The organism is Marinibacterium profundimaris (genome assembly GCF_002210095.1).
In the GTDB taxonomy this organism is placed as follows: Bacteria; Pseudomonadota; Alphaproteobacteria; order Rhodobacterales; family Rhodobacteraceae; genus Marinibacterium; species Marinibacterium profundimaris.
The window spans coordinates 470373-493997 of sequence record NZ_AQQR01000002.1 but is presented as its reverse complement, the minus strand read 5'-3'; the positions used below and the strand labels follow the sequence as shown (position 1 = coordinate 493997).

General features: G+C 67.4%; 25 protein-coding genes and 1 tRNA gene. 13 read left to right on the top strand and 13 right to left on the bottom strand.

Features of this window, described 5'->3' with window-relative positions; translation table 11 throughout:
- Both ATO3_RS07265 and ATO3_RS07260 read right to left on the bottom strand, forming a co-directional pair.
- Complete coding sequence (locus ATO3_RS07265) at window positions 1-1131, bottom strand: FAD-binding protein (RefSeq protein ID WP_088649153.1); 1131 nt, start codon at window positions 1129-1131, stop codon at window positions 1-3.
- A 67-nt stretch (window positions 1132-1198) separates the two neighbouring features.
- Window positions 1199-2638 (bottom strand): FAD-linked oxidase C-terminal domain-containing protein, encoded by a 1440-nt coding sequence (locus ATO3_RS07260; RefSeq protein ID WP_088649152.1) that lies wholly within the window; start codon window positions 2636-2638, stop codon window positions 1199-1201.
- A 116-nt stretch (window positions 2639-2754) separates the two neighbouring features.
- Between ATO3_RS07260 and ATO3_RS07255 the strand changes: the two genes are divergently transcribed.
- Both ATO3_RS07255 and ATO3_RS07250 read left to right on the top strand, forming a co-directional pair.
- A complete protein-coding gene (locus ATO3_RS07255; protein WP_088649151.1) occupies window positions 2755-3486 on the top strand; it encodes a DUF599 domain-containing protein in 732 nt (243 codons plus the stop codon).
- A 9-nt stretch (window positions 3487-3495) separates the two neighbouring features.
- Window positions 3496-3846 (top strand): apurinic/apyrimidinic endonuclease family protein, encoded by a 351-nt coding sequence (locus ATO3_RS07250; protein ID WP_088649150.1) that lies wholly within the window; start codon window positions 3496-3498, stop codon window positions 3844-3846.
- Here the strand turns inward: ATO3_RS07250 and rlmH are convergent.
- The 3 genes from rlmH to ATO3_RS07235 all read right to left on the bottom strand — a co-directional run bounded on the left by rlmH (window position 3843) and on the right by ATO3_RS07235 (window position 6539).
- Entirely contained in the window at window positions 3843-4313 is a 471-nt protein-coding gene (gene rlmH, locus ATO3_RS07245; protein WP_088649149.1) for a 23S rRNA (pseudouridine(1915)-N(3))-methyltransferase RlmH, read from the bottom strand. The genes ATO3_RS07250 and rlmH overlap by 4 nt on opposite strands.
- 43 nt (window positions 4314-4356) lie before the next feature.
- Window positions 4357-4719: a ribosome silencing factor gene (rsfS, locus tag ATO3_RS07240; RefSeq protein WP_088649148.1), complete on the bottom strand. Its 363-nt coding sequence runs from the start codon at window positions 4717-4719 to the stop codon at window positions 4357-4359.
- A 224-nt stretch (window positions 4720-4943) separates the two neighbouring features.
- Entirely contained in the window at window positions 4944-6539 is a 1596-nt protein-coding gene (locus tag ATO3_RS07235; RefSeq protein ID WP_233152057.1) for a mechanosensitive ion channel family protein, read from the bottom strand.
- 82 nt (window positions 6540-6621) lie between these two features.
- On the opposite strand from ATO3_RS07235, the gene ATO3_RS07230 reads away from it, so the two are divergent.
- Complete coding sequence (locus ATO3_RS07230; protein ID WP_088649147.1) at window positions 6622-6720, top strand: isopropylmalate isomerase; 99 nt, start codon at window positions 6622-6624, stop codon at window positions 6718-6720.
- Between the two features lie 52 nt (window positions 6721-6772).
- Window positions 6773-8179 carry a 3-isopropylmalate dehydratase large subunit gene (gene leuC, locus ATO3_RS07225; RefSeq protein ID WP_088649146.1) on the top strand — a complete coding sequence of 469 codons (1407 nt, stop codon included), beginning with the start codon at window positions 6773-6775 and terminating at the stop codon, window positions 8177-8179.
- Window positions 8180-8390: 211 nt separating this feature from the next.
- Here leuC and ATO3_RS07220 read toward each other — a convergent pair whose 3' ends face one another.
- Together ATO3_RS07220 and ATO3_RS07215 are read right to left on the bottom strand one after the other, a co-directional pair.
- Window positions 8391-8678 carry a sll1863 family stress response protein gene (locus ATO3_RS07220; RefSeq protein WP_088649145.1) on the bottom strand — a complete coding sequence of 96 codons (288 nt, stop codon included), beginning with the start codon at window positions 8676-8678 and terminating at the stop codon, window positions 8391-8393.
- A gap of 80 nt (window positions 8679-8758) precedes the next feature.
- A complete protein-coding gene (locus tag ATO3_RS07215; RefSeq protein WP_088649144.1) occupies window positions 8759-9241 on the bottom strand; it encodes a hypothetical protein in 483 nt (160 codons plus the stop codon).
- Window positions 9242-9466: 225 nt separating this feature from the next.
- Here ATO3_RS07215 and ATO3_RS07210 point away from each other — a divergent pair, with 225 nt between their 5' ends.
- Window positions 9467-10627, top strand: coding sequence for an MFS transporter (locus tag ATO3_RS07210; RefSeq protein WP_088649143.1), 1161 nt, complete (start codon window positions 9467-9469; stop codon window positions 10625-10627).
- A gap of 120 nt (window positions 10628-10747) precedes the next feature.
- Window positions 10748-11275: an HdeD family acid-resistance protein gene (locus ATO3_RS07205; RefSeq protein ID WP_088649142.1), complete on the top strand. Its 528-nt coding sequence runs from the start codon at window positions 10748-10750 to the stop codon at window positions 11273-11275.
- A gap of 72 nt (window positions 11276-11347) precedes the next feature.
- Here the strand turns inward: ATO3_RS07205 and ATO3_RS07200 are convergent, their stop codons facing one another.
- On the bottom strand, window positions 11348-11623 hold the full coding sequence (locus ATO3_RS07200; protein ID WP_143747242.1) for a hypothetical protein: 276 nt from the start codon (window positions 11621-11623) through the stop codon (window positions 11348-11350).
- Window positions 11624-11764: 141 nt separating this feature from the next.
- Here ATO3_RS07200 and leuD point away from each other — a divergent pair, with 141 nt between their 5' ends.
- From leuD to ATO3_RS07185, 3 genes are all read left to right on the top strand, one after another.
- Complete coding sequence (gene leuD / locus ATO3_RS07195; RefSeq protein WP_088649140.1) at window positions 11765-12370, top strand: 3-isopropylmalate dehydratase small subunit; 606 nt, start codon at window positions 11765-11767, stop codon at window positions 12368-12370.
- Window positions 12371-12787: 417 nt separating this feature from the next.
- The gene (locus ATO3_RS07190) at window positions 12788-13594 is read left to right on the top strand and encodes a hypothetical protein (RefSeq protein WP_233152056.1); all 807 of its coding nucleotides are present in this window, start codon (window positions 12788-12790) and stop codon (window positions 13592-13594) included.
- Window positions 13594-14634 carry an endonuclease/exonuclease/phosphatase family protein gene (locus tag ATO3_RS07185; RefSeq protein WP_088649138.1) on the top strand — a complete coding sequence of 347 codons (1041 nt, stop codon included), beginning with the start codon at window positions 13594-13596 and terminating at the stop codon, window positions 14632-14634. Before ATO3_RS07190 ends, ATO3_RS07185 begins: the two co-directional genes overlap by 1 nt.
- 167 nt (window positions 14635-14801) lie before the next feature.
- Here the strand turns inward: ATO3_RS07185 and ATO3_RS28780 are convergent, their stop codons facing one another.
- The gene (locus ATO3_RS28780) at window positions 14802-15662 is read right to left on the bottom strand and encodes a Rossmann-fold NAD(P)-binding domain-containing protein (protein ID WP_088649137.1); all 861 of its coding nucleotides are present in this window, start codon (window positions 15660-15662) and stop codon (window positions 14802-14804) included.
- Window positions 15663-15767: 105 nt separating this feature from the next.
- Here ATO3_RS28780 and ATO3_RS07175 point away from each other — a divergent pair, with 105 nt between their 5' ends.
- The 4 genes from ATO3_RS07175 to ATO3_RS07160 all read left to right on the top strand — a co-directional run bounded on the left by ATO3_RS07175 (window position 15768) and on the right by ATO3_RS07160 (window position 19456).
- Window positions 15768-16664 (top strand): LysR family transcriptional regulator, encoded by an 897-nt coding sequence (locus ATO3_RS07175; RefSeq protein WP_088649136.1) that lies wholly within the window; start codon window positions 15768-15770, stop codon window positions 16662-16664.
- 323 nt (window positions 16665-16987) lie between these two features.
- The gene (gene leuB / locus ATO3_RS07170; RefSeq protein WP_088649135.1) at window positions 16988-18091 is read left to right on the top strand and encodes a 3-isopropylmalate dehydrogenase; all 1104 of its coding nucleotides are present in this window, start codon (window positions 16988-16990) and stop codon (window positions 18089-18091) included.
- Window positions 18092-18355: 264 nt separating this feature from the next.
- Window positions 18356-19333: a DMT family transporter gene (locus ATO3_RS07165; RefSeq protein ID WP_088649134.1), complete on the top strand. Its 978-nt coding sequence runs from the start codon at window positions 18356-18358 to the stop codon at window positions 19331-19333.
- A 46-nt stretch (window positions 19334-19379) separates the two neighbouring features.
- Window positions 19380-19456: transfer RNA gene (locus ATO3_RS07160), tRNA-Pro, on the top strand.
- A gap of 600 nt (window positions 19457-20056) precedes the next feature.
- Here ATO3_RS07160 and ATO3_RS07155 read toward each other — a convergent pair.
- The 4 genes from ATO3_RS07155 to atzD are packed head-to-tail and all read right to left on the bottom strand — an operon-like array spanning window position 20057 to window position 23622.
- A complete protein-coding gene (locus tag ATO3_RS07155; RefSeq protein WP_088649133.1) occupies window positions 20057-20389 on the bottom strand; it encodes a cupin domain-containing protein in 333 nt (110 codons plus the stop codon).
- On the bottom strand, window positions 20382-21047 hold the full coding sequence (locus tag ATO3_RS07150) for a cysteine hydrolase family protein (protein WP_088649132.1): 666 nt from the start codon (window positions 21045-21047) through the stop codon (window positions 20382-20384). The genes ATO3_RS07155 and ATO3_RS07150 overlap by 8 nt, the downstream gene beginning before the upstream one ends.
- Window positions 21047-22567 (bottom strand): ABC transporter ATP-binding protein, encoded by a 1521-nt coding sequence (locus tag ATO3_RS07145; protein WP_088649131.1) that lies wholly within the window; start codon window positions 22565-22567, stop codon window positions 21047-21049. The genes ATO3_RS07150 and ATO3_RS07145 overlap by 1 nt, the downstream gene beginning before the upstream one ends.
- On the bottom strand, window positions 22564-23622 hold the full coding sequence (gene atzD / locus ATO3_RS07140; RefSeq protein ID WP_088649130.1) for a cyanuric acid amidohydrolase: 1059 nt from the start codon (window positions 23620-23622) through the stop codon (window positions 22564-22566). The genes ATO3_RS07145 and atzD overlap by 4 nt, the downstream gene beginning before the upstream one ends.
- Window positions 23623-23625 lie beyond the last annotated feature (3 nt).

Sequence of the window (23625 nt, the reverse complement as noted above, 5' to 3'; positions counted from 1 at the left end):
TCAGCCCATCAGCCCGGGGTTCAGGATGCCCCTCGGATCGTATCTCTGCCGCAGCCCCCGGGCCAGCGCGGCCAGCGCCGGCGTTTCCGGCTGGAACACCGGCACGCCTTCGGGCCGGCCCCGCACCAGCGTCGCATGGCCGCCCAGCCGCGCCACCTGCGCCCTGATCTGAAACGCCCCGGCATCGCCGCCGGACTCCACCAGCAGCCACACAAGCCCGCCGCCCCAGTCCAGCATCGCCTTGTGGGCAACGCCCTCGGCCTCCAGCGCGCGGCACAGCCTTGGCCCGTCCGAGGGTTTCACCGACACGCGCCAGACCGCGCCCTCGGCCCCGGCAAAGGGCAGGACATCGCGCACCTCGTCCCACAGGGCGGCACTCTCCGCGCCCTCGACGGCCTCGAACCCCGGCAACAACTCTGCCAGCCGCCCCTTGCGGTAGGTGACAGAGCTCTCAAGCCCCTCGATCCGCACCTGCGTCCGCGCCGCGCCGGCGGTGCCATCGCCAAGATGCGCCGCCCCGCTCACGTCGAAGGGCGAGCCAAGCGCATCGGACAGCGCCTTCACCCCTGCCTCCGCGTCCAGCCCATGCGCAACCAGCGTGACCTCGGCCTCCGGGATCGCCAGCACCTTGAACGACAGCTCGGTCAGGATCCCCAGCGTCCCGTGCGAGCCGGCCATAAGCTTCACCAGATCATAGCCGGTGACGTTCTTCATCACCCGCCCGCCATTCTTCACCACCTGCCCCGTGCCATCGACAAAGCGCACGCCCAGCAGGAAATCCCGGCAGGCCCCCGCCTGCACCCGGCGCGGGCCGGACACATTGGCCGCCACGACGCCACCGATCGTCGGCTCGCCCTCGGTGCCCAGCAGGCGGCGATGATCCATCGGCTCGAAGGCCAGCCTCTGCCCCTCGCCCTTCAGCACCTCCGCCACCTCGCGCACCGGCGTTCCCGCCTTCACCACCAGCGTCAGCGCCCCGGGCTCGTGCAGCGTCACGCCGGTCATACCCGTGCTCGACACAACCTCTCCCTCGGCCTCGCCGATCATCCGGGTCCCCCCGCCAACGATCCGCAGCGGTGCATTCGCGCCAGCCACCAGCTCGGCCAGCTCTCCCTCAGTCGCAGGTCTCATGGTCTTCATCTTTGCAAAAATACCTCCGGGGGAGTCCGGCCGCAGGGCCGGACGGGGGCAGCGCCCCCTATTCCGCCGCCATCCGGCGCGCTTCGGACGAGGCCAGCGGAAACACCTTGGCCGGGTTCAGCAGCCAGCCCGGATCGAACACGTCCTTCACCGCCATCTGCGCCTCCAGGTCCGCCGGCGCATATTGATGCAGCATCAGCTCGCGCTTCTCGACGCCCACGCCATGCTCCCCGGTCAGGCAGCCGCCGACCTCGACACACAGCTTCAGGATCTCGGCACCCAGCTCTTCACACAGTTCCAGCTGCCCGGGCTCGTTGGCATTGTACAGGATCAGCGGATGCATGTTCCCGTCGCCGGCATGGAAGACATTGGCCACGCCCAGCCCGTATTGCCTTGACAGCTCGCCCATCCGCCGCAGCACCTCGGGCAAGCTCGACACCGGGATCGTGCCGTCGAGGCACATGTAATCGTTGATCTGCCCCATGGCGCCGAAGGCCGATTTCCGGCCCAGCCAGATCCGCGCCGCCTCGTCCGCATCCCCGGCCTCGCGCAGCGCCACCGGCTTGTGGGTCTCGGCGATCGCCACGATCCGCTGCAGCTGGTCGGCGATCTCGCCCTCCGATCCCTCGACCTCCACGATCAGCAGCGCCTCGCACATCGGATAGCCGGCATGGGCAAAGGCCTCGCAGGCCTCTATGCAGGGCCGGTCCATGAACTCGATCGCCACCGGCAGGATGCCCGAGCGGATGATGTCCGACACGCAGGCGCCCGCCGTCTCGTTGGCGTCAAAGCCGATCAGCACGGGCCGCGCGCCCTCGGGCTTGCGCAGGATGCGCAACGTCGCTTCCGTCACCACGCCAAGCTGCCCCTCGGAGCCGCAGACCAGCCCGAGCAGGTCCAGCCCGCCGGCATCCAGATGCGCGCCGCCCAAGTCCAGCACCGTGCCGTCCATCAGCACCATGGTCACGCCAAGCAGGTTGTTGGTGGTCACGCCGTATTTCAGGCAATGCGCCCCGCCGGAATTCATCGCCACGTTGCCGGCAATGGCGCAGGCCAGTTGCGACGACGGGTCGGGCGCGTAGAAGAAATCGTTCTCCTCCACCGCGCCGGTCACGGACAGGTTCGTCCTGCCGGTCTGCACCCGGATGTAGCGGTCGGCGTAATTCGTCTCCAGCACCTCGGTCATGCGCGACACGCCCAGCACCACGCAATCCGCCGTCGGCAGCGACCCGCCCGCCAGCGACGTCCCCGCCCCGCGCGGCACCACCGGCACACCGGCCTCGTGGCAGATCCGCAAGACGGCCGATACCTCCTCGGTCGTGCCCGGCAGCACGGCGGCCAGCGGCGGGCAGCGATAGGCGGTCAGCGCGTCGCATTCATAGGCGCGCGTCTCGGCCGGGTCCGAGATCACCGCCTCCTCCGGCAGCACCTCGCGCAGCCGCGCAAGCAGCCTGTCGCGGGCGGACAGGACGGTAGCATTCGGCTCTGGCATTTGCATGGCTGGCCTCCCTGACGGTTGGGACGCAGGGACCATCCTCCGCCCCGGCATCTGGTAAACTAATATTACCAATTCTTCCGCCTGACAAGCGCGCGGCACCGGCATAATGTCCCGACATGACCTGGAATGAGCGTTTCGCCCTCTTCACACCCCTCGATGCGGCGGCGCTTGCGCTGATGATCCTGTCGTGGATCGCGATCAGCTACATCATCGAGAATCCCCCCGCCCGGCACCCTTCGGTCTCGATCCTGACGAACCGTTTCCGCCGCGACTGGATGCGCGAGATGGTGACCCGCCAGCCGCGCCTCTTCGACAGCCAGGTGCTGAGCCTGATGCGCCAGGGCACGGCCTTCTTCGCCTCGGGCACGATGATCGCCATCGGCGGCGGGCTGGCCCTGATCGGCAACCCCGAGCCGCTGGTGGATGTCGCCGGCGACCTGTCCCTGATCAACGCGCCCCAGGTGGTGTGGGAAATCAAGCTGGTCGTGGTGCTTGTGGTCCTGTCGCACGCCTTCCTGAAATTCGTCTGGGCGCACCGGCTGTTCGGCTATTGCGCGATCCTGATGGCGGCGGTGCCCAATGACCCGGACGATCCGGCCGCCTATCCCCGCGCCGCCCAGGCGGCCGAAATCTCGATCACCGCCGCGCGCGCCTTCAACAAGGCGATGCGCGCGACCTATTTCAGCCTTGCCTCGGCGGCCTGGCTGCTGGGGGCGGTGCCGCTGATCGTGGCGACGGTGCTGACGGTGGGGATGCTGTGGCGCCGCGAATTCGCCTCCTCCTCGCGCAAGGCGCTGCTGGAGGTCCCGCACGGGGATGTGAGCGCGCGGCCGCCGAAACCGGTCTAGGCTGGGGCCATGCGACGCCTTATGCCCCTGCTGATGCTGCTGGCCACCCCGGCCCTCGCCGACGATCCGGTGATCGAGAGCGCCACGGCTCAGCGCGATGGCGACAGCTGGCGCGTCGACGTGACCCTGTCGCATCCCGACACCGGCTGGGACCACTACGCCGATGGATGGCGCGTCCTGACACCAGACGGCGCAGAGCTGGGCCTGCGCACGCTGTTTCACCCGCATGTCGAGGAACAGCCCTTTACCCGCAGCCTCTCCGGCATCGCGATTCCCGAAGGCGTGACCCATGTGACCATCCAGGCCCGCTGCCTCATCGACGGCTGGGCGGATGACACCTACAGGATCGAGCTGGACTAGACGCGGTGATAGGGCGATCCGGCCAGGATCGTTGCCGCGCGGTACAGCTGCTCGGACAGCATCACCCGGGCCAGCATGTGCGGCCACACCATCTTGCCGAAGGACAGAACCATGTCCGCTTCGGCCACCAGGTCCGGCGCGATCCCGTCGGCGCCGCCGATGACAAAGGCGATCTCGCTGCGTCCCTGGTCCCGGTACTCCGCGAGACGGTCTGCAAAGACCGGCGAGCCCAGCACCTTGCCGCGCTCGTCCAGGCAGCACACGGCCGCCCCCGGCGGCAGCGCCTTGCGCAGCAACAGCGCCTCGGCAGGCGATCCGCCGCCCTTCTTGTCCTCCACCTCCGACAGCTCCGCCGGGCCAAGCCCAAGGGCCCGGCCGGTTCGCGAGAACCGTGTCAGGTAGTCATCGACAAGTGTCTTTTCCGGTCCGGCCCGCATCCGGCCGACCGCGCAGATCCGTACGCGCATGAGCGTCAGGCACCCCGGCCCGTGTCACCGGGGCAGGCCATGATCAGTTGCTCAGCGCTGCACTGCCCGCCGGCAGCCACATCTTCTCGAGCTGGTAGAACTCGCGCACTTCCGGGCGGAACAGGTGGACGACCACGTCGCCCGTGTCGATCAGCACCCAGTCTCCGGTCTCCTTGCCCTCGACGCGGGCAGTCAATCCGAATTCGGCCTTCAGCTTCTCGACGAGTTTTTCCGACATGGCCGACACCTGACGCGTCGACCGGCCAGAGGCGATCACCATGTAATCGCCAATAGAGGTTTTGCCGCGCAGATCGATCTGCACGATATCCTCGGCCTTGTCATCGGAGAGAGAGGTAAGGATACGTTCCAGCAGATCCTCGCTGGAAAAATCCAGTTGGGCGGCCATCAGACCCGCCCGGTCATCAGCGGCCGGAACCGCGTCAGCATGGGGTGACAGGACATCGTCCTCCTATGAAGCACGCCGTCGGTCCGCGGCGCTCGGATACGTCTAAAGTAGCAACCTCATCGTGTTGTTTCAATGTTGGCCCGGATCACAAGGCACCTGCAGTCGGTTTTTGCCGATAACGTGACCATCCTGCCGCGCGTCCCTCCGCCCCGGCCGGGGCCGGATCACGGGGTTTTCGCCTTGTCCGGCTCGCCGCCGCCCTGATCCTTGTCCGCGGGCCTGTCCTTCAGAACCCGCACCTCGCGCTGCGGGAAGGGGATCGAGATCCCGTTGGCCTGGAACGCATCCCACAGCGCCAGATAGACGTTCCCCCGCACGTTGGTCAGCCCCGCCGTGGTATCCGCGATCCAGAACCGCAGGATGTAATCCACGCTGCTGTCGCCGAACCCCACGATATGACAGACCGGCGCGGTCGGCGTGGACAGCACCCGCGGCACGCCCTTGGCCGCCTCGATCGCCACGCGCCGCACAAGGTGCGGATCGTCGCCGTAGGAGGTGCCGAAGTGGATATCCAGCCGCACCCTCTCGTTCGAATGGGTCCAGTTGACGACCTGCCCGGTGATCAGGTCCTCGTTCGGGATCAGGTATTCCCGCCCGTCCCGCGTCACCACGCTGACGTACCGCGCGCCCAGCGAATCGATCCAGCCAAAGGTCTCGCCCAGCGAGATCACGTCGCCCGGCTTGATCGACCGGTCGAGCAGGATGATCAGCCCCGAGATCAGGTTCGACACCACCTTCTGCAGGCCAAAGCCGATCCCCACCCCGATCGCCCCCGACAGGATCGCCAGCCCGGTCAGATCGAAGCCCAGGGCCTGGATCCCGACAAGCACGACGATGCCGTAAAGAGCCATCTGGATGATCTTGATTCCCAGCACCTGCATCGAGGGCGAGATATCCTCGTTCCGGCTGAGCCCGCTGGCCGCCGCCGCCGTCAGCAGCCGCGCCCCGGTCAGCAGCGCGGCCACCAGCAGCAGCGCCTTGATCAGCACCAGGGCCGACAGCCGGAAGTTGCCGATGCTGATCGCCACGCTTTCGAGGAACACCACCGCTTCGTCCAGCAGCCCCAGCGCCACGAGGCTCGCATAGGCCCAGAGCGACCATTCCACGAGCCGCCGCAGCGTCCGGTTCGACACCAGCCGCGCGCCCAGCCCGATCACCAACCAGGCCAGCGCCATGGTGGCGAAGATTTCGATGATCCGGCTGCGCGAGGGCCAGGTCACCTCCTGCATGATCGCGTAGACCGTCCAGGCCATCGCCGTGAAGTAGATCAGCGCCAGCCGGTCGCGCAGCTGCACCATCAGCCGCAACTGCCACTTGGCCCAGCCCGCCTGCGCGCGCAGCCAGGTGTCGAACCGCCCGTAGGTCAGCAGACGCAGCAGATAGGACAGCACGACCAGGCCCAGCAGGATCGCGATCTGATACTGCCGCCAGCCCGGGGTGACGACGATCAGATAGAGCCCCTCCAGCCAGTCCAGCACCGAGTCCGCCGCTGCCCGGGGATCCAGGTCCAGCGGCAGGTCCGTCGCCACCAGGGGCGGCGGCTCCGGCGTGGTGCCCGATCCCGCGCCAGCTTGCCCGCCAGGCCCCGGACCCGCGGGCGGCTCCGGCGAGGGGCCTGTGGGCGGGGCGCCCGTCTGGGGCGGGATATCGGCCTGGGCCATGCGGAAGCCCGAAGGGATGTCTGTGTCGGTCGTCTGCTGGCTCATCGCGGCGTGGCTGTCACTCAGGGGTTCCTCGGCCCGGGTCCTGCGGTCGGGCACATGTAGCCCAGCATCGCGGTTCGACCATCTCGCCACGTTTCGCGGCTTGAATGCAACACCGCAGGGGCGTATCTCACGCTGCATGGATTTCACGATCGGCACCAGGATCGACCTTCAGGACCGGGCGCGCCTGCGCGAACGGTTCTTCGGCGCGGCCCGGTCGGTCCTGGCCCGCCTATGAGGCGCTCCGCCCCCTACGCCAGATAAATTCCAAGCATGACGGGAGAGGACCGATGTCCCCCAAGACACTCTATGACAAGATCTGGGACGCCCATGTGGCCCACGAGGCCGAGGACGGCACCAGCCTTCTTTATATCGACCGCCACCTCGTTCACGAGGTGACCAGCCCGCAGGCCTTCGAGGGTCTGCGCATGGCCGGCCGCAAGGTGCGCGCGCCCGACCGGACCATCGCGGTGCCGGATCACAACGTGCCCACCACCGAGGGGCGCGAGGATCCGAAGAACATGACCGAGGATTCCGCGATCCAGGTCGCGGCGCTGGACACCAACGCCAAGGAATTCGGGATCCACTATTACCCGGTCGAGGACATCCGCCAGGGCATCGTGCACATCGTCGGCCCCGAACAGGGCTGGACCCTGCCGGGCATGACCGTGGTCTGCGGTGACAGCCACACCGCGACCCATGGCGCCTTTGGCGCGCTGGCCCACGGCATCGGCACGTCCGAAGTCGAACACGTGCTGGCCACCCAGACGCTGATCCAGAAGAAATCGAAGAACATGAAGGTGGAGATCACCGGCAAGCTTGCGCCGGGCGTCACCGCCAAGGACATCACGCTGTCGGTGATCGGCCGGACCGGCACCGCCGGCGGCACGGGCTATGTCATCGAATATTGCGGCGAGGCGATCCGCTCGCTGTCGATGGAAGGCCGCATGACCGTCTGCAACATGGCGATCGAGGGCGGCGCCCGCGCCGGCCTGATCGCGCCGGACGAGACGACCTTCGAGTATGTCAAGGGCCGCCCCCACGCACCGAAGGGCGCCCAGTGGGAAGCCGCGCTCGCGTGGTGGAAGACGCTCTATTCCGACGATGACGCCCATTGGGACAAGGTCATCACCATCAAGGGCGAAGAGATCGCGCCGGTCGTGACCTGGGGCACCTCGCCCGAGGACGTGCTGCCGATCACCGCCAAGGTGCCCGCGCCGGAAGATTTCCAGGGCGGCAAGTCCGACGCGGCACGGCGCGCGCTGGATTACATGGGTCTCACCCCGGGCATGGCGCTGTCGGATATCGACATCGACACCGTCTTCATCGGCTCCTGCACCAATGGCCGGATCGAGGACCTGCGCGCCGCGGCCGAGATCCTGAAGGGCAAGAAGATCAAGGACGGCATGCGCGCCATGGTCGTGCCGGGCTCGGGCCTTGTCCGCGCCCAGGCCGAGGAAGAGGGGCTGGCCGATATCTTCCGCGACGCGGGCTTCGAATGGCGGCTTGCGGGCTGTTCCATGTGCCTTGCCATGAACCCGGACCAGCTGGCCCCGGGCGAGCGCTGTGCCTCGACCTCGAACCGGAATTTCGAGGGCCGCCAGGGCTTCAAGGGGCGCACGCACCTGATGTCGCCGGCCATGGCCGCCGCCGCCGCCGTCACCGGCAAGCTGACGGACGTGCGCGACCTGATGTGACGACACGCACCCCTGTCCCACGCGTGGGACAGGGGGCCACCCCAATGGCATCAAGGGGTTACAGAGGCGCGTTTACCTTTCGTCAGGATTTGCCCGTAGTCCGGGCGACGATGAAACAGCGCCTTGCGCCGCCTCACCGCCCTGCCGGAGGCGCCTTTCCTGACGGAGAAGACGCCGCCATGCGCCACGCCGCCGTCCCGGCACGAACGGCCTAGCGGAACCGGTTCATTGCCTCCTGAAACGACTCCTGAAGCGCATCCCAGGACTTGTCGAACCCGGCCTTCATGTCTTTCCAGGCCTGGTCTCCGGATTGCTGCATCTTCTTCAGCTGCGCCTCGGCCTCGTCGCGGTTCTTGCGCATCTCCTCAAGGCTTTTCTGGTACTGCGCCGCCGCATCGGCCTGCGCGTCGCGCATCCTGGCGGACATCTTGTCGATCTCCGCGTTCCACTTGTCGATCTGCGCCTTGGACTTTTCGATGTATTCGTCGCGATTTGTCATGCCACTCCTCCCAAAGTTGCGGGCCCAGTCTAACCGGATCCGCCCGGGCTTTCACGAAAAAGCCGACCGTCCCCGCTGCATTACTGCCGGACCATCACGAAGCGGATGCCCTCTTCGCGGGTGACGCCGGACACGCGGTCGCTGTAGCTGTCGCGCGGCAGCTCGATCGTGCCGATGTTCGGCTGGGCGATGCCCGACAGGACGATCGTGCGGCCCTTGCGCTCCCAGCCGTTGATATCGGCGACACCGTGCAGCCCGCCCAGACCTTCGACCTGGTGGCAGGCAAACGGGCTGACGCGGCCCTTCGTCGAGCTGAGCGAGCTGGAGAAGAATTCGATCGAGCAGCCCCTGGTGCCGGTGCCGACGGCCGGGAGCATCTGCCACTTGCCGACGATGGAATCGGGCTCTGCGGTGGCGGCCTGTGTCACGGGCACCTGCGCGGTGGTGGAGGTGGGCCCGATGTCGATCGTGTCGATGTCATCGCAGGCGGCGACCAGGGCCAGCGCGATCGCCGCGCAGCCCAGGCGCAGGGCGGGTACGATGCGTTTGGTCTCTGTCGTCATGGTCTGGTTCCTTCCCTCGGTCCTGAAACGGGCCGAAACGGCCCGGAGACGAAAGCTCGGCCGTATTGGGATGTATTTCAATGACTATCTCCCGGGGCGGAACCGTCGAAGGGCAGGCTGTCCGGAGCGCAACACGGCACCTGCGGGATGCGGCCGAAGGCGCGGGACGGTTGCGCGCGTGATTTATGCGTGGCCCTGACCTCGTGCTTTGGCTAGGCGATATCCATGGACAATCGCCGCGCCCTTCTCCTTGTCGTGCTGCTCTGGATCGCCGGGCTTGGCGCGGCAGGGCAATTCGCCAAGATCGCCGTGCCCTTCGGGGTCTTCGCGCAGGTCTATCCCGGCAATGCCGCCCATATCGGATGGCTTCTGTCGATCATCAGCCTGATCGGCGCGGTCTTCGGCGCCTTCGCCGGCGCGCTGGTCGGTGCGCTGGGTCTGCGGCGCGTGCTGATCGCGGGCGTGGTCGGGGGCGGGCTCGTCTCGCTCTGGCAGGCGCTGCTGCCGGGGTTCGGCGTGATGCTGGTCAGCCGGGTGCTTGAGGGGGTGACCCACCTGGCCATCGTGGTGGCGGCGCCGACGCTGATCGCCCAGGCCAGCCCCACGCCCTGGCGCGGGGCCGCGATGGCGCTGTGGAGCACGTTTTTCGGGGCGGGCTTTGCGCTGTTCGCCTGGGCGGGCCTTCCGCTGGTGGAGACGCGCGGGGTCGGCGCGCTGTTGGCCGCGCACGGGGTGGCGATGCTGTCGATCGGCGCGGTTCTGGCATGGGTGCTGCCGCGGGACGCCCGTGGCGGGGCCATGCCGCGTTTCGGCGACGTGATGGGCAACCTCGGCCGGGCCCTGCGCTCTCCCTTTGTGGCGGCCCCGGGCGTGGCCTGGCTGTTCTACACGCTGACCTTCCTTGCGCTGCTGGCCGTGCTGCCGGACCGCCTGCCCCCGGAAAGCCGCGCGCCCATCGTCGCGGCGATGCCGCTCTTGGGGACGGGGGTGGCGTTGCTGCTGGTGCCGGTGCTGCTGCGCCACGTGGCGGCCAGCTGGCTGACCATCGCGGGCTTTGCGGCGGCGGCGGCGCTGGTGCCGGTGATGGGCGGGGTGTCTGTCGCGGTGCTGTGCCTGACGCTTTACCCGGTGCTGGGGCTGGTGCAGGGCGCGGGCTTTGCCGCCGTGCCCGAGCTGAACCTGTCGGACGAGGGGCGGGCGATGGGCTATGGGCTGATGGCGCAGACCGGCAACATCGGCAACCTGGCGGGCACGCCGCTGCTGCTGGCGGTGATGGGCCGCGGGGGCGAGCCGGCGCTGATCTGGGTGGTCACGGGGATCTACATCTGCGCCTGCGTGGTGCTGCTGGCGCTGCACCGGAGGCGTGGCGGGCAGGTCGCAGCCTGAGCGACGGCTGCGCCGCGGACAGGGATACAACGGTCACCGGCCGGCCGGTATTTCGGCTCGCCCTGCGGTATAGCCGTGGTATAGGTGGGTCGGGTGAAATTCGGTGGAAGGAAGTTCCTGATGAAAGAATGGGTTAAATGGTTGATCCTGGGCATCCTGTCGGTGGTGTTCGGGGTGATCGTGCTGGGCAACGCGGTGGCCGCGTCGCTGGCGCTGACGACGATCACCGGGGTCTTGTTCCTGATCTCGGGCGGGTTCCAGGTGGTGGCCGGCTTCACCGCCGAGGGCACCGGGCAGAAGATCTTTGCCATCGCGCTTGGCGCGCTGATGGCGATCCTGGGGATCTCCTTCATCGCCAATCCGCTGGAGGGCACGATCTCTCTTGCGCTGCTGGTGCTGATCCTGCTGGCCGCAAGCGGCGTGGTGCGGATCATGTTCGCCTGGCGCATGAAGGAAACGCCGTTCTTCTGGCCGATGCTGATCTCGGGCGTGCTGTCGGTGCTGCTGGCGGCCTATATCCTGGCGAATTTCGCCGTGGCCGCGCCCGAACTGCTGGGCCTGCTGCTGGGGATCGAGCTGATCTTCAACGGGGCCGGGCTGGTCGTGCTGGCGTTCTTCGTCCGCACCATCGGCAAGCACCTGAAGTAAGATGACCCAAGGCCGGTGCGGGAACGCCCGCGCCGGCCCGTATCCCCCGCGCGCCCGGGATCGGTATGCCGGTCAGAGCGGCGCGATCATGCACATGAAGGGCTGGTGATCGCCCGAGGCGAACTTCAGCTCGCCCAGCACGGTCACAACCTCGGCCGAGGCGCTCTTCATCGCGGCGTTCACCTCGTAATCGACATGGCCGATGTTCGCGTGCGCATCGATATACGCCATGAAGGCCCGCATCACGCTGATCGGCGAGCGGGACATCAGGTCCTCCGCCCCGTCGAATTCGATCGTGCGTTCCGCGTCGCGCTTGCCGTGCATGATCGTGGCGCCGTATCTGGCCATCTGCGTCATCCCCTGTCCGTACCGCCCCTGCGGCGGCTTCGGCGGAGCATAGACGCGCTGTCTGACGGCTTTGCGACAGGCGCGGCCTTGCCTGACCCCCGCCGACGTGGTTTAGAGGCGCATCTTCTACGGAGGCCCGACATGGACAAGTTCACCACGCTCACCGGAATCGCTGCACCGCTGCCGCTGATCAACATCGACACCGACATGATCATTCCCAAGCAGTTCCTGAAGACGATCAAGCGTTCGGGCCTGGGCAAGAACCTGTTCGACGAGATGCGGTTCAACCAGGACGGCTCGGAGAACCCCGATTTCGTCCTGAACCAGCCCGCCTACCGCGAGACCGAGATCCTCGTCGCCGGTGACAATTTCGGCTGCGGATCGTCGCGCGAACACGCGCCCTGGGCGATCAAGGATTTCGGCATCAAGTGCGTGATCGCGCCCAGTTTCGCCGACATCTTCTACAACAACTGCTTCAAGAACGGCATCCTGCCGATCGCGATGCCGCAAGAGGTCGTCGACGTGCTGATGAAGGACGCCGAAAAGGGCGCCAACGCGCGGATGACCGTGGACCTCGACGCGCAGACCGTGACCACCTCGGACGGCGAGGTCTTCACCTTCGAGATCGACTCGTTCCGCAAGCATTGCCTGATGGAAGGGCTCGACGATATCGGGCTCTCGCTGGAAAAGGTGGCCTCGATCGACGCCTTCGAGGCCCAGGCCGACATCGCGCGCCCCTGGGTCTGAGACCGGGGACAGGGGCAAGGGACGGCGGATGCGACCGGCGAATCCCCTGCCCGCCCTTCAGATAGTGCTGCACCCACTGGCGGCAATTCGCCTGTTCTTCGGAAATCCCGTGTCCGGCCCCGCCTTGGGGGTCGGGGCCGGCAACATACCATATCTAGCGAACGCGGCGAATTTTGCCTTGTTTCGCAGCGACTTTGATGCAAAGTCGCACCAGTTTCACCACGTATTTGCCCCAAACCCTGCCTCTTATAGGGTGGCGCCTTGAGCGGTCGGCGGAAGACCGCCACAAATATGGCAACAATGGGGCAGACCGCCAGAATGGCGGAAACGACGGGTAAAACACTCGGGGCGGCATCGTATCGTTCCGGCCCGTTGCAAGGGGTTCGAAACGTGGTCGCACGTGTCATGGGCGCTTTGATGCGCGCAATACTGGTCGCCCTGCTTGTGGCGACGCCGGCACTTCTGCTGCCGTCGCAGGCGACCGCGACGACCGAAATCGTGCTGATGCTGGCGATCCTGGCCGCGACGCTGACCTTCATCGAATATACCACCCGCTATCCCAGCCTTGTCGAGTTCCGCGATGCGCCGCCGATCAACCGGCTGCGCTTTGCCTCGCTGTTCCTGATGCTGTTCTTCCTGACGGTGATCGTGAACCACGTGATCGCGCCGACGCCGCTGTCGGCCATGGTCGACCGGCTGGGCGAGATCGCGGGACAGGCGCTGGATTTCCCCTACTCGCCGGTGCACCTGGCGATCCTGATGCTGCCGGCGGAGGAATCGCCGGCCGTGGTGGACATGGTGCGGCGCTGCGCGGGGCTGGCCTATGTGATCCAGCTGATCACCATCGCGGTCTTCATCGTGCTGGTGCGGATCACGGGCTGGCCGGCCAATGCCGGCGTGTTCAACGTGTGGATCAACCTGCCGCTTTTCGATCCGACCGCCGGCGGCGACGTGATCCGCCGCCTGCAGCGCGACGGTCAGCTGAACATCGCGCTTGGCGCGCTGCTGCCCTTCCTGTTCCCGGCGCTTGTGACCATCGTGTCGGCGATCACCGGGCCGGTGATGTCCAGCAGCCCGAACGTGCTGATCTGGATGCTGAGCGCCTGGGGCTTCCTGCCCGCCTCGATGATCATCCGGGGCATCGCCACGCTGCGCGTCGCCGAACTGATCGAGGACAAGCGCCGCAGGGCCTATGCCTCGGCCAAGGCGATGCAGACCGCGTGATGCTCCGGGCCGTCGCAGCGACGGTCCTTCTGCTTGTGCTAGCCTCTCTGGCTGCGCGGCCCGCCACGGCGCAGGAGCGCCTTCGGGTGGCCGTCTACAACACCGAGCTGAGCCGCGACGGCCCCGGGCTGCTGCTGCGCGACATCCGGAAGGGCGACGCGCAGGTCGGTGCCGTGGTCGAGGTGATCGCCGGGGTGCGGCCCGACGTGCTGCTGCTGCTTGGATTTGACTGGGATTACAAGGGCGAGGCGCTGGCGGCGCTGGCAGACCGGCTGCAGGCGGCCGGCGCGCCCTATCCCCACCGGTTCGCGGCCCGGCCCAACAGCGGGATGGCCACCGGGCTTGACATGGACGGCAACGGCCGGCGCGGCGAGGCGCGGGATGCCCAGGGCTACGGCGCCTTCACCGGCCAGGGCGGAATGGCGGTGCTGTCGGTCCTGCCGATGGCCAAGGACCGCGTCCGCGATTTCTCGGACCTGTTGTGGCGCGACCTGCCCGGCGCGCTGCTGCCGGAGCATCCCGACGGCCGGCCCTTTCCGTCGGAGGAGGCGCAGGCGGTACAGCGGCTGTCGAGCACCGGGCATTGGGCCGTGCCGGTGATCCTGCCCGGCGGGGCGGAGATGGTTCTGCTGGCCTTTCATGCCACGCCGCCGGTCTTCGACGGGCCGGAGGACCGAAACGGCCGGCGCAACCACGACGAGGTGATCTTCTGGCGGCATTTCCTGGACGGCGCCTTTGGCCCCGCGCCCGGGCGGCGGTTCGTGCTGGCGGGGGACGCCAACCTGGATCCCGGGCGCGGCGACGGCCGGAGCGACGCGATCCGGGCCCTGCTGCAGGATCCGCGGCTGGTGGATCCGCTGCCCGGGCAGGAGACGGTGGAATGGGACTTTGCCCGGATGCGCGTGGATTACCTGCTGCCCTCCTCGGACTGGGAGGTGCTGGACAGCGGCGTGGTCTGGCCCGAGGGCGGCGCGGCGCTGGACCGGGTCGAGGCGGCGAGCCGGCACAGGCTGGTCTGGGTGGATCTGGCCTTGCGGTGAGGCGCCTTTCGCCAGATGGCGCGCGGGGTGGCCGGCGGAGTGTTGAGGTATTTGGGCAAAGATGAAGACAGGGGCGGTGCGCGAGAGCGGCTGGCGGATCGCGGGGCGGCTGGCCCTGTGTCGGAGTATTTGGATCCAAGAAGAAGACAGGGGCGGGCCGCGCGGGATCAGAGCGGACGGATGGACTGGCCGAGGGCCTCGTCGATCGGGGTGTCGTGATGATCGGGGCAAAGCGCCTGAAACGGCGCGGGGTCCAGCCAGTGCGGCGTGGACCAGAGGTAGCGCATCTCGATCAGGTGTTTGGCCAGCGGCCAGACCGGGCGGGCAAGCTGGATCTGCCACCAGGGGAAGGGGCGCAGGCGGACGGTGTGGCCGGTGATGGCGGAGAGCCGGGTGGCGAGATCGGTGCCGGAGAGCGTGTAGCCGGGGAAGGGAATGTCGGCGAAGGCGGGCAGCGTCGGGGCGAGATCGGCGAGGCGCACCATGGCGCGGGCGAGATCCGGCAGGAAGGCCCAGACGTGGGGGACCTGCGGGTCGCCGGGGTAGATCAGGCGGCCCTGGTGGACTTTCGGCGCGATAATGCGGTCGAACCAGTTGCCCGAGGCTTCGGTGTCGAGGAAATCGCCGGCGCGCAGGAGGATGGTGCGGGTGCCAGAGCGGCGATAGCTGTCCTCCATCGCGATGCGGGCCCGGCCCAGCGGGTTGGTGGCGCGGTGAGGCGTGTCAGTGGACCAGGGCGGGGGTGTGTCGGGGCCGAAGACATAGACATTGCCGGGCAGGATCACGGTGGCATCGGCGGCCAGCGCGGCCTGCTGCACGCGGGCGTGCAGGTCGGGCAGCTGGGCCGCCCAGTCGGTGTAGGGCGGGTTCCAGGCGTTGACGATGACCTCGGCGCCCTTCGCCTGGGCCTTGAGGTCGCCAGTGGCGCGGTCGAAGGGCCTGACCTGCCAGCCGGCGGCGGAAAACGCCTGTGCGGCATGGCGGCCCATGCGGCCGGTAGGGCCGAGGATGAGGGCGGTGCGGGACATGGTCGAAGCTCCGTTTTGCGGAATGATATCGTGCTGATCGTGTGATAGCCATTCTGATGTATTGGGGTAATTGCCTGAATCCGCAGATCTGTTATTCATCGGTGAATGGCAAAGACGGACATCCTGCGCGACTGGACCCTGGTGCAAAGCTTCCTGGCGGTGGCGGAGACCGGATCGCTGTCGGCCGCGGCCCAGGCGCTGGGACGGAGCCAGCCGACCCTGGGGCGGCAGGTGCAGGCGCTTGAGGCGGCCCTGGGCGCGCAGCTGTTCGACCGCCATGCGCGCGGGCTGGCGCCGAGCGCTGCGGGGCTGGCTCTTGTGCCCCATGCGCAGGCGATGCGGGCGGCGCTGAACGGGCTGACACTGGCGGCGGCAGAGCAGGCCGGCGCGCTGGCCGGGACCGTGCGGATCACGGCCAGCGTGGTCCTGTCGCATTACGTGCTGCCCCCGGTGCTGGCCGAGATCCGGCGCCGGCAGCCGGAGATCCGGATCGAGCTGGTCGCCTCGGACGAGAGCGAGAGCCTGCATTTCCGCGAGGCCGACATCGCTTTGCGCATGTACCGACCGGTGCAGCAGGAGCTTGTGACACGGCATCTCGCGGATATCGAGGTGGGGGCGTTCGCGGCGACGGCCTACCTGGACCGGGCCGGGCGGCCGGAGCGGGTCGAGGACCTGCTGGCGCATGACCTGGTGGGGTTCGACCGCAACCCGCTGATTGTGGAGACGATGCGCGCGCTTGGCATCGACATCGGGCGCGAGGATTTCGTCATGCGCTGCGACAACCAGGCGACCTACCTGGCGCTGGTCCGCGCCGGCTGCGGCATCGGGTTCGCCCAGGTGCCGGTCGGCCGGGCGGAGCCGGAGCTGGAACAGCTGGCACCCCAGCTGGGCGTGCCACCGCTGCGGGTCTGGCTGGCGGCGCATGAGAAGATGCGGCAGACGCCGCGGATCCGGATGGTCTGGGATCTGCTGGTGCGGGAGCTGCCGCCGCGGTGTCGGTAGGCGGGGTGCGCTGACCCGGGGGACGCGCGGGATGATTGGCGTTGTGTCGGAGTATTTGGGACCAAGAAGAAGCATGAGGAGTGGCGCCAGGGGCGCGCTGACCTGAGGGCAGTTCAGGATGGCCGAAGCTGTGTCGAGGTATTTGGGCAAAGGTGAAGACATGGGCGTTGGCGCGGAGGGGCGGGCCGGGGTTTGGGCTGGCAGCGCGGGGTTTGAGAGGGCTGGAACAGGGCCATCGGCGCACGGTGAGGGCGGCAGCGAGTTGACGCTCGGGGCGCGGGGCGGTAGCTGAGGCGGGATATTTCTCTGGGAGGCCCCCTTTCATGTCCAACCCGTCCATCCTTATCCTGCCCGGCGACGGCATCGGCCCCGAAGTCATGACGCAGGTGCGCCGCATCATCGACTGGTTCGGCGAAAAGCGCGGCCTTGTCTTCGACGTGAGCGAGGACCTGGTGGGCGGCGCGGCCTATGACGCCCATGGCACGCCCCTGACCGACGAGACCATGGCCAAGGCGCAGGCGGTCGATGCCGTCCTGCTGGGCGCCGTGGGCGGCCCCAAGTACGACGTGCTGGATTTCAGCGTGAAGCCCGAACGCGGCCTGCTGCGCCTGCGCAAGGAAATGGACCTTTATGCCAACCTGCGCCCGGCGCAGTGTTTCGACGCGCTGGCCGATTTCTCCTCGCTCAAGACCGAGGTGGTTTCGGGGCTGGACATCGTCATCGTGCGCGAGCTGACCTCGGGCATCTATTTCGGTGAGCCGCGCGGCATCATCGAGGAAGGCAACGAGCGCGTCGGCATCAACACCCAGCGCTACACAGAAAGCGAAATCGACCGCGTGGCGCGGTCGGCCTTTGAACTGGCGATGCGGCGCGACAAGAAGCTGTGTTCGATGGAAAAGGCCAACGTGATGGAATCGGGCGTGCTGTGGCGCCAGGTGGTCACCGAGGTCGGCAAGGATTACCCCGAGGTCGAGCTGACGCACATGTATGCCGATGCCGGCGCCATGCAGCTGACCCGCTGGCCCAAGCAGTTCGACGTGATCGTCACCGACAACCTGTTCGGCGACATGCTGTCGGACCTGGCCGCGATGCTGACCGGCTCGCTGGGCATGCTGCCCTCGGCCTCGCTTGGCGCGCCGATGGCCAACGGCCGGCCCAAGGCGCTGTATGAACCCGTGCACGGATCGGCCCCCGACATCGCGGGCCAGGGGAAGGCGAACCCGATCGCCTGCATCCTGAGCTTTGCCATGGCGCTGCGCTATTCCTTCGACGCCGGCGAAGAGGCCGACCGCCTCGAAGCCTCGATCGAGACGGTGCTGGCCGAGGGCTTGCGCACGCCCGACCTGCTGGGCGAGGAAGGCGTGGCGCCGGTCACCACCGAAGGCATGGGCGACGCGATCCTCGCGGCGCTGGAGGCCTCTCTCTGAGCGGCTGACACCCTAGCACCCTGACATAAGGCCCGGCGCCCCATGGCGGCCGGGCCTTTTTCGTGACCGCGCCGGTGCAGGGGGCGTTGCCGGGTTTTTCGCGCCGCAGGTCCCGGCGCTGCGGCACCGCTGAAGCGGTCCGGTGGCGCCATTGCGCTTATCCCTCAAGCATCGGGGAGTTGACCCCGCGGACATTCGCGGCCGACCGCTTGACCTTCGGAAATCTTGACGATTTGGTCACGCTTAACAGCCAGGAATCCGAATATGCCCGATACCGCCAAGTCCAATCTTCGCGGCGTAGCCTTTGCGCTTGCCGCATTCGCCATCTTCTCCACCCACGATGTCATCGTGAAGGTCCTGGGGATCAGTTATTCCACCTTCCAGATCATCTTCTTCGGCGTTCTCTTCAGCTTCCCTCTGGTGATGCTGATGCTGATGAAGGACACGACCCAGGGCAACCTGCTTCCGCGCCATCCGTGGTGGACGGCGCTGCGAACCGTGTCCGCGGTGATTTCGGGGTTCTGCGTGTTCTACGCCTTCTCGACCCTGCCGCTGGCGCAGGTCTATTCCATCATCTTCACCATGCCGCTGCTGATCACCGTCCTGTCGATCCCGATCCTCGGCGAAACCGTCGGCCGCCACCGCTGGGGCGCCGTCGCCGTGGGTCTTGTCGGCGTTGTCGTGGTGCTGCGGCCCGGTGGGGCCGAGCTGGGGCTGGGGCACCTGTCGGCGCTCTTCGGCGCCTTCTTCGGTGCGCTGGCCGCGATCATCGTGCGCAAGATCGGCAACGAGGAGCGCAACGCCGTGCTGCTGCTGTACCCGATGATGGCCAACTTCCTCGTGATGGCGGCCGTTATGCCCTTCGTCTACGAACCGATCCATGTCGAGGGGCTGGGCCTGCAGGCCGTCATGGCCTTCTTCGCCTTTGCCGGCGGGCTGTGCCTGATCCAGGCCTACAAGTCCGGCGATGCCACGATCGTGGCGCCGATGCAGTATTCCCAGATGGTCTGGGCCGCGATCTACGGCGGGCTGTTCTTCGACGAGGTGCCGGACACGGTGACCTGGATCGGGGCGGGAATCATCATCGCCTCGGGGCTTTACATCGTGCTCCGCGAGAACTTCGGCGGCACCTCGACGAACCGTCCGGTGGTCAACACGAAGTCGCGGATCGGCATGCCGACAAGCCCCCGGGTGCAGATGCTGCAATCCATCGTGCGCCGTCCGCAGAAAAGAGCTGCGTGAGGCTCTTGCAAATCCCCTGCGGACCCTTTACGGGGTCCGACACGGTCGGAGTATAGCTCAGCCTGGTAGAGCACTGTCTTCGGGAGGCAGGGGTCGTAGGTTCGAATCCTGCTACTCCGACCAAATTGTGAAGGGCGCCCCTTGCGGGCGCCTTTTGCGTGTCCGGGGGGTGGTGGCCCGGTCGTTTCACGGATGTCATGAAAGTGTCGGCGGTCGCAGGGCGGATCTTCCCGGTGGGGATGCCGCGCGCGGTGCTCCGTCCTGGGGGACATGTGGAAAAATGACCTGTTGCGGACCAGCCGACATGGACAGCGGGGCGTCGGGGGCGTTCCGCCTGACCGTGCCGGTGCGGACCGGCAAGCGACCCGCGTGGGATGACGGCCCGCAACAGGCCTTGGGTACTCAAATCAACATGACCCGCGACGTTGAAAAAGGTCGCGGGAGAAAATGTGCCGGGGCGGATCCGCCCCCCCTGCCAACAGGGAAGGGACCAGTCTGTCAGCCGCGTAATTGCAGGGGCACGAGCCCGCCGACCGGCATGGTAGAAAGTGCTTTGGGTTCACTTATTCCTTTGTTGAAATGCACCGCGCTGGCGTGACTGTCCCGCACGGCTCGGTGATAGGTCGGACGACAGGTTCGAACGGTTCAGAAAAAACCGAAGAAAATTGCGGGGCCCGGCAAACAGGCCCTCCGGCCCCCCCTGCCCGGCCAAAGCGCGACGGGTCACAGGAAGCGGACCGGGCGCGTGTAGGTCAGCAGCACGACACAGCCATCGGCGCTGGAGACGCTGTGCCGGCTACCCTTGGGGTTGATGACGAAATCGCCCCGGCAATAGGTCCCGTGCTCATCCGACTGGGCGCCGTCCAGCACCAGGATCGTCTCGACATCCACGTGCAGGTGCAGCGGCGCGCAGGCGCCCGGTTCGTAGCACAGGATCGCGATCCCCGGTTCGCCCTTCAGCAGCCAATGCGCCGTGATGCCGGGCTTGAACGGTTCGTACTCCAGGTCTTTCCAGCCGCCGTTCAGCAGGTCGCGGGTGATCGCGGGCTCACGCATGAAGCCCCTCCAGCACGGCATCCGTGGGCGCGGCCCAGCCGACGATACCGCCCTGCGCCGTGATCATCGCGATGGCGGCCTGTTTGAAGACCGGGAAATAGCTTTCGGTGGCATCGGTCGCCAGAAGGCATTCGTAGCCCCGGTCATTGGCCTCGCGCATGGTGGTCTGCACGCAGACCTCGGTGGTCACGCCCGCGAAGATCAGCTGTTTCAGCCCATTTTCCTTCAGCACATCGCCGAAGCCGGTGCCGTAAAAGGCGCCCTTGCCGGGTTTGTCGATCACCGTCTCGCCGTCGATCGGATAAAGCTCGGGGATGATGTCGGCGCCGTCCTCGCCCGCGATCAGGATGCGGCCCATCGGTCCCGGATCGCCGATCCGCAGGCTGGGGCTGCCCCGGTCGCGCTTGGCGGGCGGCAGATCCGACAGATCGGGACGGTGGCATTCGCGGGTGTGGATGACAGGCAGGCCGACGGCGCGGAAGCCGGCGATCAGGCGGGCGGTGGTGGGGATGATCTGTCTCAGAAGTGAGACATCGTTGCCCAGGGTTTCGCCAAAGCCGCCGGGCTCGCAAAAGTCGCGCTGCATGTCGATCACGACCAGGCCCAGCGTTGCCGGATCGAAGGGAAAGTCGAAGGGATCCGCCTTGATCACGGCCATCACGCATGCCCCGCCATGTAAGAGCCGATTTCAGCTGTGTCCGCGTTCTGGGACGTTGTCTCAAATGCGATCTGCCCTTCGGACATCACCAGGATGCGGTCGGACAGTTCCAGGATCTCGTCCAGGTCTTCCGAGATCAGCAGCACGGCGACGCCCCGGTTGCGGGACTCGACAATGCGCTCGCGGATCGCGGCGACGGCCGCGAAATCGAGGCCGAAGCAGGGGTTGGCGACGATCAGCAGATCGACATCCCCGGTCAGCTCGCGCGACAGCACCGCGCGCTGCACGTTGCCGCCCGAGAGGGCTGCGATGGGGGAATGGGGCGAGGCGGTCTTCACGTTGAACTCGGCGATGCGGGCCTCGGCATTGGCAAGGATCTGGCGCGTGTTCTTCCACAGGCGCGGGCCGCCGGTGTCATCCTCGTCAAAGATGCGGAAGGCGATGTTTTCTGCTACCGACATGCGCGGGGCGCAGGCATTGTGCAGCGGCTCTTCGGGCAGGTAGCGGACCTTGAGCGCCTTCTGCTCGCGGCGGGTGGCATGGTACGGTTCGCCATGGATCCGGATCTCGCCCCCGGTCAGGCGGCGCTGGCCGGTCAGCATCTCCATCAGCTCGGTCTGCCCGTTGCCGGAAACCCCGGCGATGCCAAGGATCTCGCCGGCCCGCACCTCCAGCGCGGCGATGTCGATGGACTTCAGCCCCGACCGGTCGGCGGCCTTCGCATCGCTCAGCGTCAGAACCGGCGCCCCGACGGTGGCAGAGCGCGTGACCTCGGCGCGCTCGGGCTGGGCGCCCATCATCATGCGGGCCATGTCGTCGTGGCTCAGGTCCTTCACCGCGCCATGGCCGGCCAGCTGGCCGCGTCTGAGAACCGAGACATCGTCGGCAAAGGCGGTCACTTCGCGGAACTTGTGGGTGATCATGAGGACCGAGATCTGCCCCGCCTCGCACAACGCGCGGACATGGCCCAGCACCTCGTCGGCCTCCGCAGGGGTCAGGACCGAGGTCGGCTCGTCCAGGATCAGGAAACGCGAGCCGAGGTAGAGCTGCTTGAGGATCTCCAGCTTCTGCTTTTCGCCGGCAGAGAGGCGCGAGACCGGGCGGTCCAGCGGCACCTTGAAGGGCATCGACGACAGGAAATCATCCAGCCGGGCGCGTTCGGCCCGCCACTGGATGACCGACGGCGCATCGGCGCGCGAGATCACCAGGTTTTCCGCCCCGGTCAGCGAGGGGACCAGCGTGAAATGCTGGTAGACCATGCCCAGGCCCAGCATCTGCGCATCGACCGGGTCGCCGATCACGGCGTCGCGGCCGTCGACCAGCACGTTGCCCTCGGTCGCGTGGTAGAAGCCCATCATGCATTTCACCAGCGTCGACTTGCCCGCGCCGTTTTCGCCCAGCAGCGCGTGGAACGTGCCCTTGCGGACCTTCAGCGTCACGTTGTCGAGCGCCGTAAAGGCGCCGAAGCGCATGGTCATGGCGACGGCCTCGACCTCGATGCCCCCCCTGGCTGCGGTCATGGATCGGTCCTTTCGGCGATGAGGGCCACCGGGCCGCCGCCGTCGGGGCCCTGATGTTCGGCGCCGCCCGAGACATAGATGTCGGTGCGCCCGGCGATCCCGGCCAGTGCGCCGCCGACAAAGGCGCGGGCGTGGCGGGTGGCGGCGATGTCGCTGTCGTCCAGCATGATATGGCGGTTGCCCCGAATCGTGCCGGTGGTGCCCGGTTCGGCCTTGGCCAGCAGCGCCTTCAGCGTGGCGGAGACGCCGATGTTCAGGCGGGTCATGGCGTCGATCACCGGGGCGATGTCGATCTGGTCGGACATCACGGCGTGGTCGATGACCAGCGGGCCGGACCACGTTTCGCTCATGCCCATGACGATGATCTCGTGGCCCATCAGCTCGATCCCCGCAGAGGTGGAGGCGCGGGAGGACCAGACCGAAGGGTCGGTGCAGATGGCGGGGATGGCGTCGTCCGGGCTGGCCTCGCCCAATGCCACGGCCACGCCGAGCGCCGAGGCGCCGCGGGAAAAGCCCATGGATTTCAGCGTGTCGGTGGTCACGGTCGCCGCGTCCCGGGCGGCGGCCTCAGCCACGCGGGCGGCGGTCAGAAGGGGGCATTTGATCTGGACGAAATGCACGTCGGCCGGATCGGGGATGCCGGCCTTCGCCATTGCCTGCGCGACACCCTCGGCCACGATCTCGATCTGGCTGACGGTGCCGATCTCTTCCGGTTTCAGGTCGCGGGTGATGACGGAGCCGATGGCTAGCGCGGGGGCATCGAGGGGCGTGTCGTCCTCCAGCACCTCGAAGGTGAGGATATGGGGGCAAAGGCCGCCCTCTGTGCCCCCGGACATGACCATGGCCACGCCTTGCGTTTCGGCCCCCAGCGCGGCGGTCAGCGCCTGGACCGAGAAGGCGCGGGTGAAATCGTTGACGCAGCCGTTGCCCTCGGTCTTGCCGAGGATCGCGACGAGCTTCGACGGGTCGATCTCTCCGGCGTCGATATGGGCCATCAGGCCGCTGACATCATCGGGGGCGGAGGTGCGGATCAGGTGCAGGCGGGCGCGGGGCATGGG

Coding starts and splice junctions, on each gene's coding strand:
- ATO3_RS07265 (WP_088649153.1), bottom strand. CDS start 1,131: ATGAGACCTGCGACTGAGGGAGAGCTGGCCGAGCTGGTGGCTGGCGCG.
- ATO3_RS07210 (WP_088649143.1), top strand. CDS start 9,467: ATGGACAATCGCCGCGCCCTTCTCCTTGTCGTGCTGCTCTGGATCGCC.
- ATO3_RS07220 (WP_088649145.1), bottom strand. CDS start 8,678: ATGACAAATCGCGACGAATACATCGAAAAGTCCAAGGCGCAGATCGAC.
- ATO3_RS07215 (WP_088649144.1), bottom strand. CDS start 9,241: ATGACGACAGAGACCAAACGCATCGTACCCGCCCTGCGCCTGGGCTGC.
- leuB (WP_088649135.1), top strand. CDS start 16,988: ATGTCCAACCCGTCCATCCTTATCCTGCCCGGCGACGGCATCGGCCCC.
- ATO3_RS07260 (WP_088649152.1), bottom strand. CDS start 2,638: ATGCAAATGCCAGAGCCGAATGCTACCGTCCTGTCCGCCCGCGACAGG.
- ATO3_RS07250 (WP_088649150.1), top strand. CDS start 3,496: ATGCGACGCCTTATGCCCCTGCTGATGCTGCTGGCCACCCCGGCCCTC.
- ATO3_RS07175 (WP_088649136.1), top strand. CDS start 15,768: ATGGCAAAGACGGACATCCTGCGCGACTGGACCCTGGTGCAAAGCTTC.
- ATO3_RS07145 (WP_088649131.1), bottom strand. CDS start 22,567: ATGACCGCAGCCAGGGGGGGCATCGAGGTCGAGGCCGTCGCCATGACC.
- ATO3_RS07165 (WP_088649134.1), top strand. CDS start 18,356: ATGCCCGATACCGCCAAGTCCAATCTTCGCGGCGTAGCCTTTGCGCTT.
- leuC (WP_088649146.1), top strand. CDS start 6,773: ATGTCCCCCAAGACACTCTATGACAAGATCTGGGACGCCCATGTGGCC.
- rsfS (WP_088649148.1), bottom strand. CDS start 4,719: ATGGCCGCCCAACTGGATTTTTCCAGCGAGGATCTGCTGGAACGTATC.
- rlmH (WP_088649149.1), bottom strand. CDS start 4,313: ATGCGCGTACGGATCTGCGCGGTCGGCCGGATGCGGGCCGGACCGGAA.
- ATO3_RS07255 (WP_088649151.1), top strand. CDS start 2,755: ATGACCTGGAATGAGCGTTTCGCCCTCTTCACACCCCTCGATGCGGCG.
- ATO3_RS07205 (WP_088649142.1), top strand. CDS start 10,748: ATGAAAGAATGGGTTAAATGGTTGATCCTGGGCATCCTGTCGGTGGTG.
- ATO3_RS07190 (WP_233152056.1), top strand. CDS start 12,788: ATGCGCGCAATACTGGTCGCCCTGCTTGTGGCGACGCCGGCACTTCTG.
- ATO3_RS07150 (WP_088649132.1), bottom strand. CDS start 21,047: ATGGCCGTGATCAAGGCGGATCCCTTCGACTTTCCCTTCGATCCGGCA.
- ATO3_RS07200 (WP_143747242.1), bottom strand. CDS start 11,623: ATGGCCAGATACGGCGCCACGATCATGCACGGCAAGCGCGACGCGGAA.
- ATO3_RS28780 (WP_088649137.1), bottom strand. CDS start 15,662: ATGTCCCGCACCGCCCTCATCCTCGGCCCTACCGGCCGCATGGGCCGC.
- atzD (WP_088649130.1), bottom strand. CDS start 23,622: ATGCCCCGCGCCCGCCTGCACCTGATCCGCACCTCCGCCCCCGATGAT.
- ATO3_RS07185 (WP_088649138.1), top strand. CDS start 13,594: ATGCTCCGGGCCGTCGCAGCGACGGTCCTTCTGCTTGTGCTAGCCTCT.
- leuD (WP_088649140.1), top strand. CDS start 11,765: ATGGACAAGTTCACCACGCTCACCGGAATCGCTGCACCGCTGCCGCTG.
- ATO3_RS07230 (WP_088649147.1), top strand. CDS start 6,622: ATGGATTTCACGATCGGCACCAGGATCGACCTTCAGGACCGGGCGCGC.
- ATO3_RS07155 (WP_088649133.1), bottom strand. CDS start 20,389: ATGCGTGAGCCCGCGATCACCCGCGACCTGCTGAACGGCGGCTGGAAA.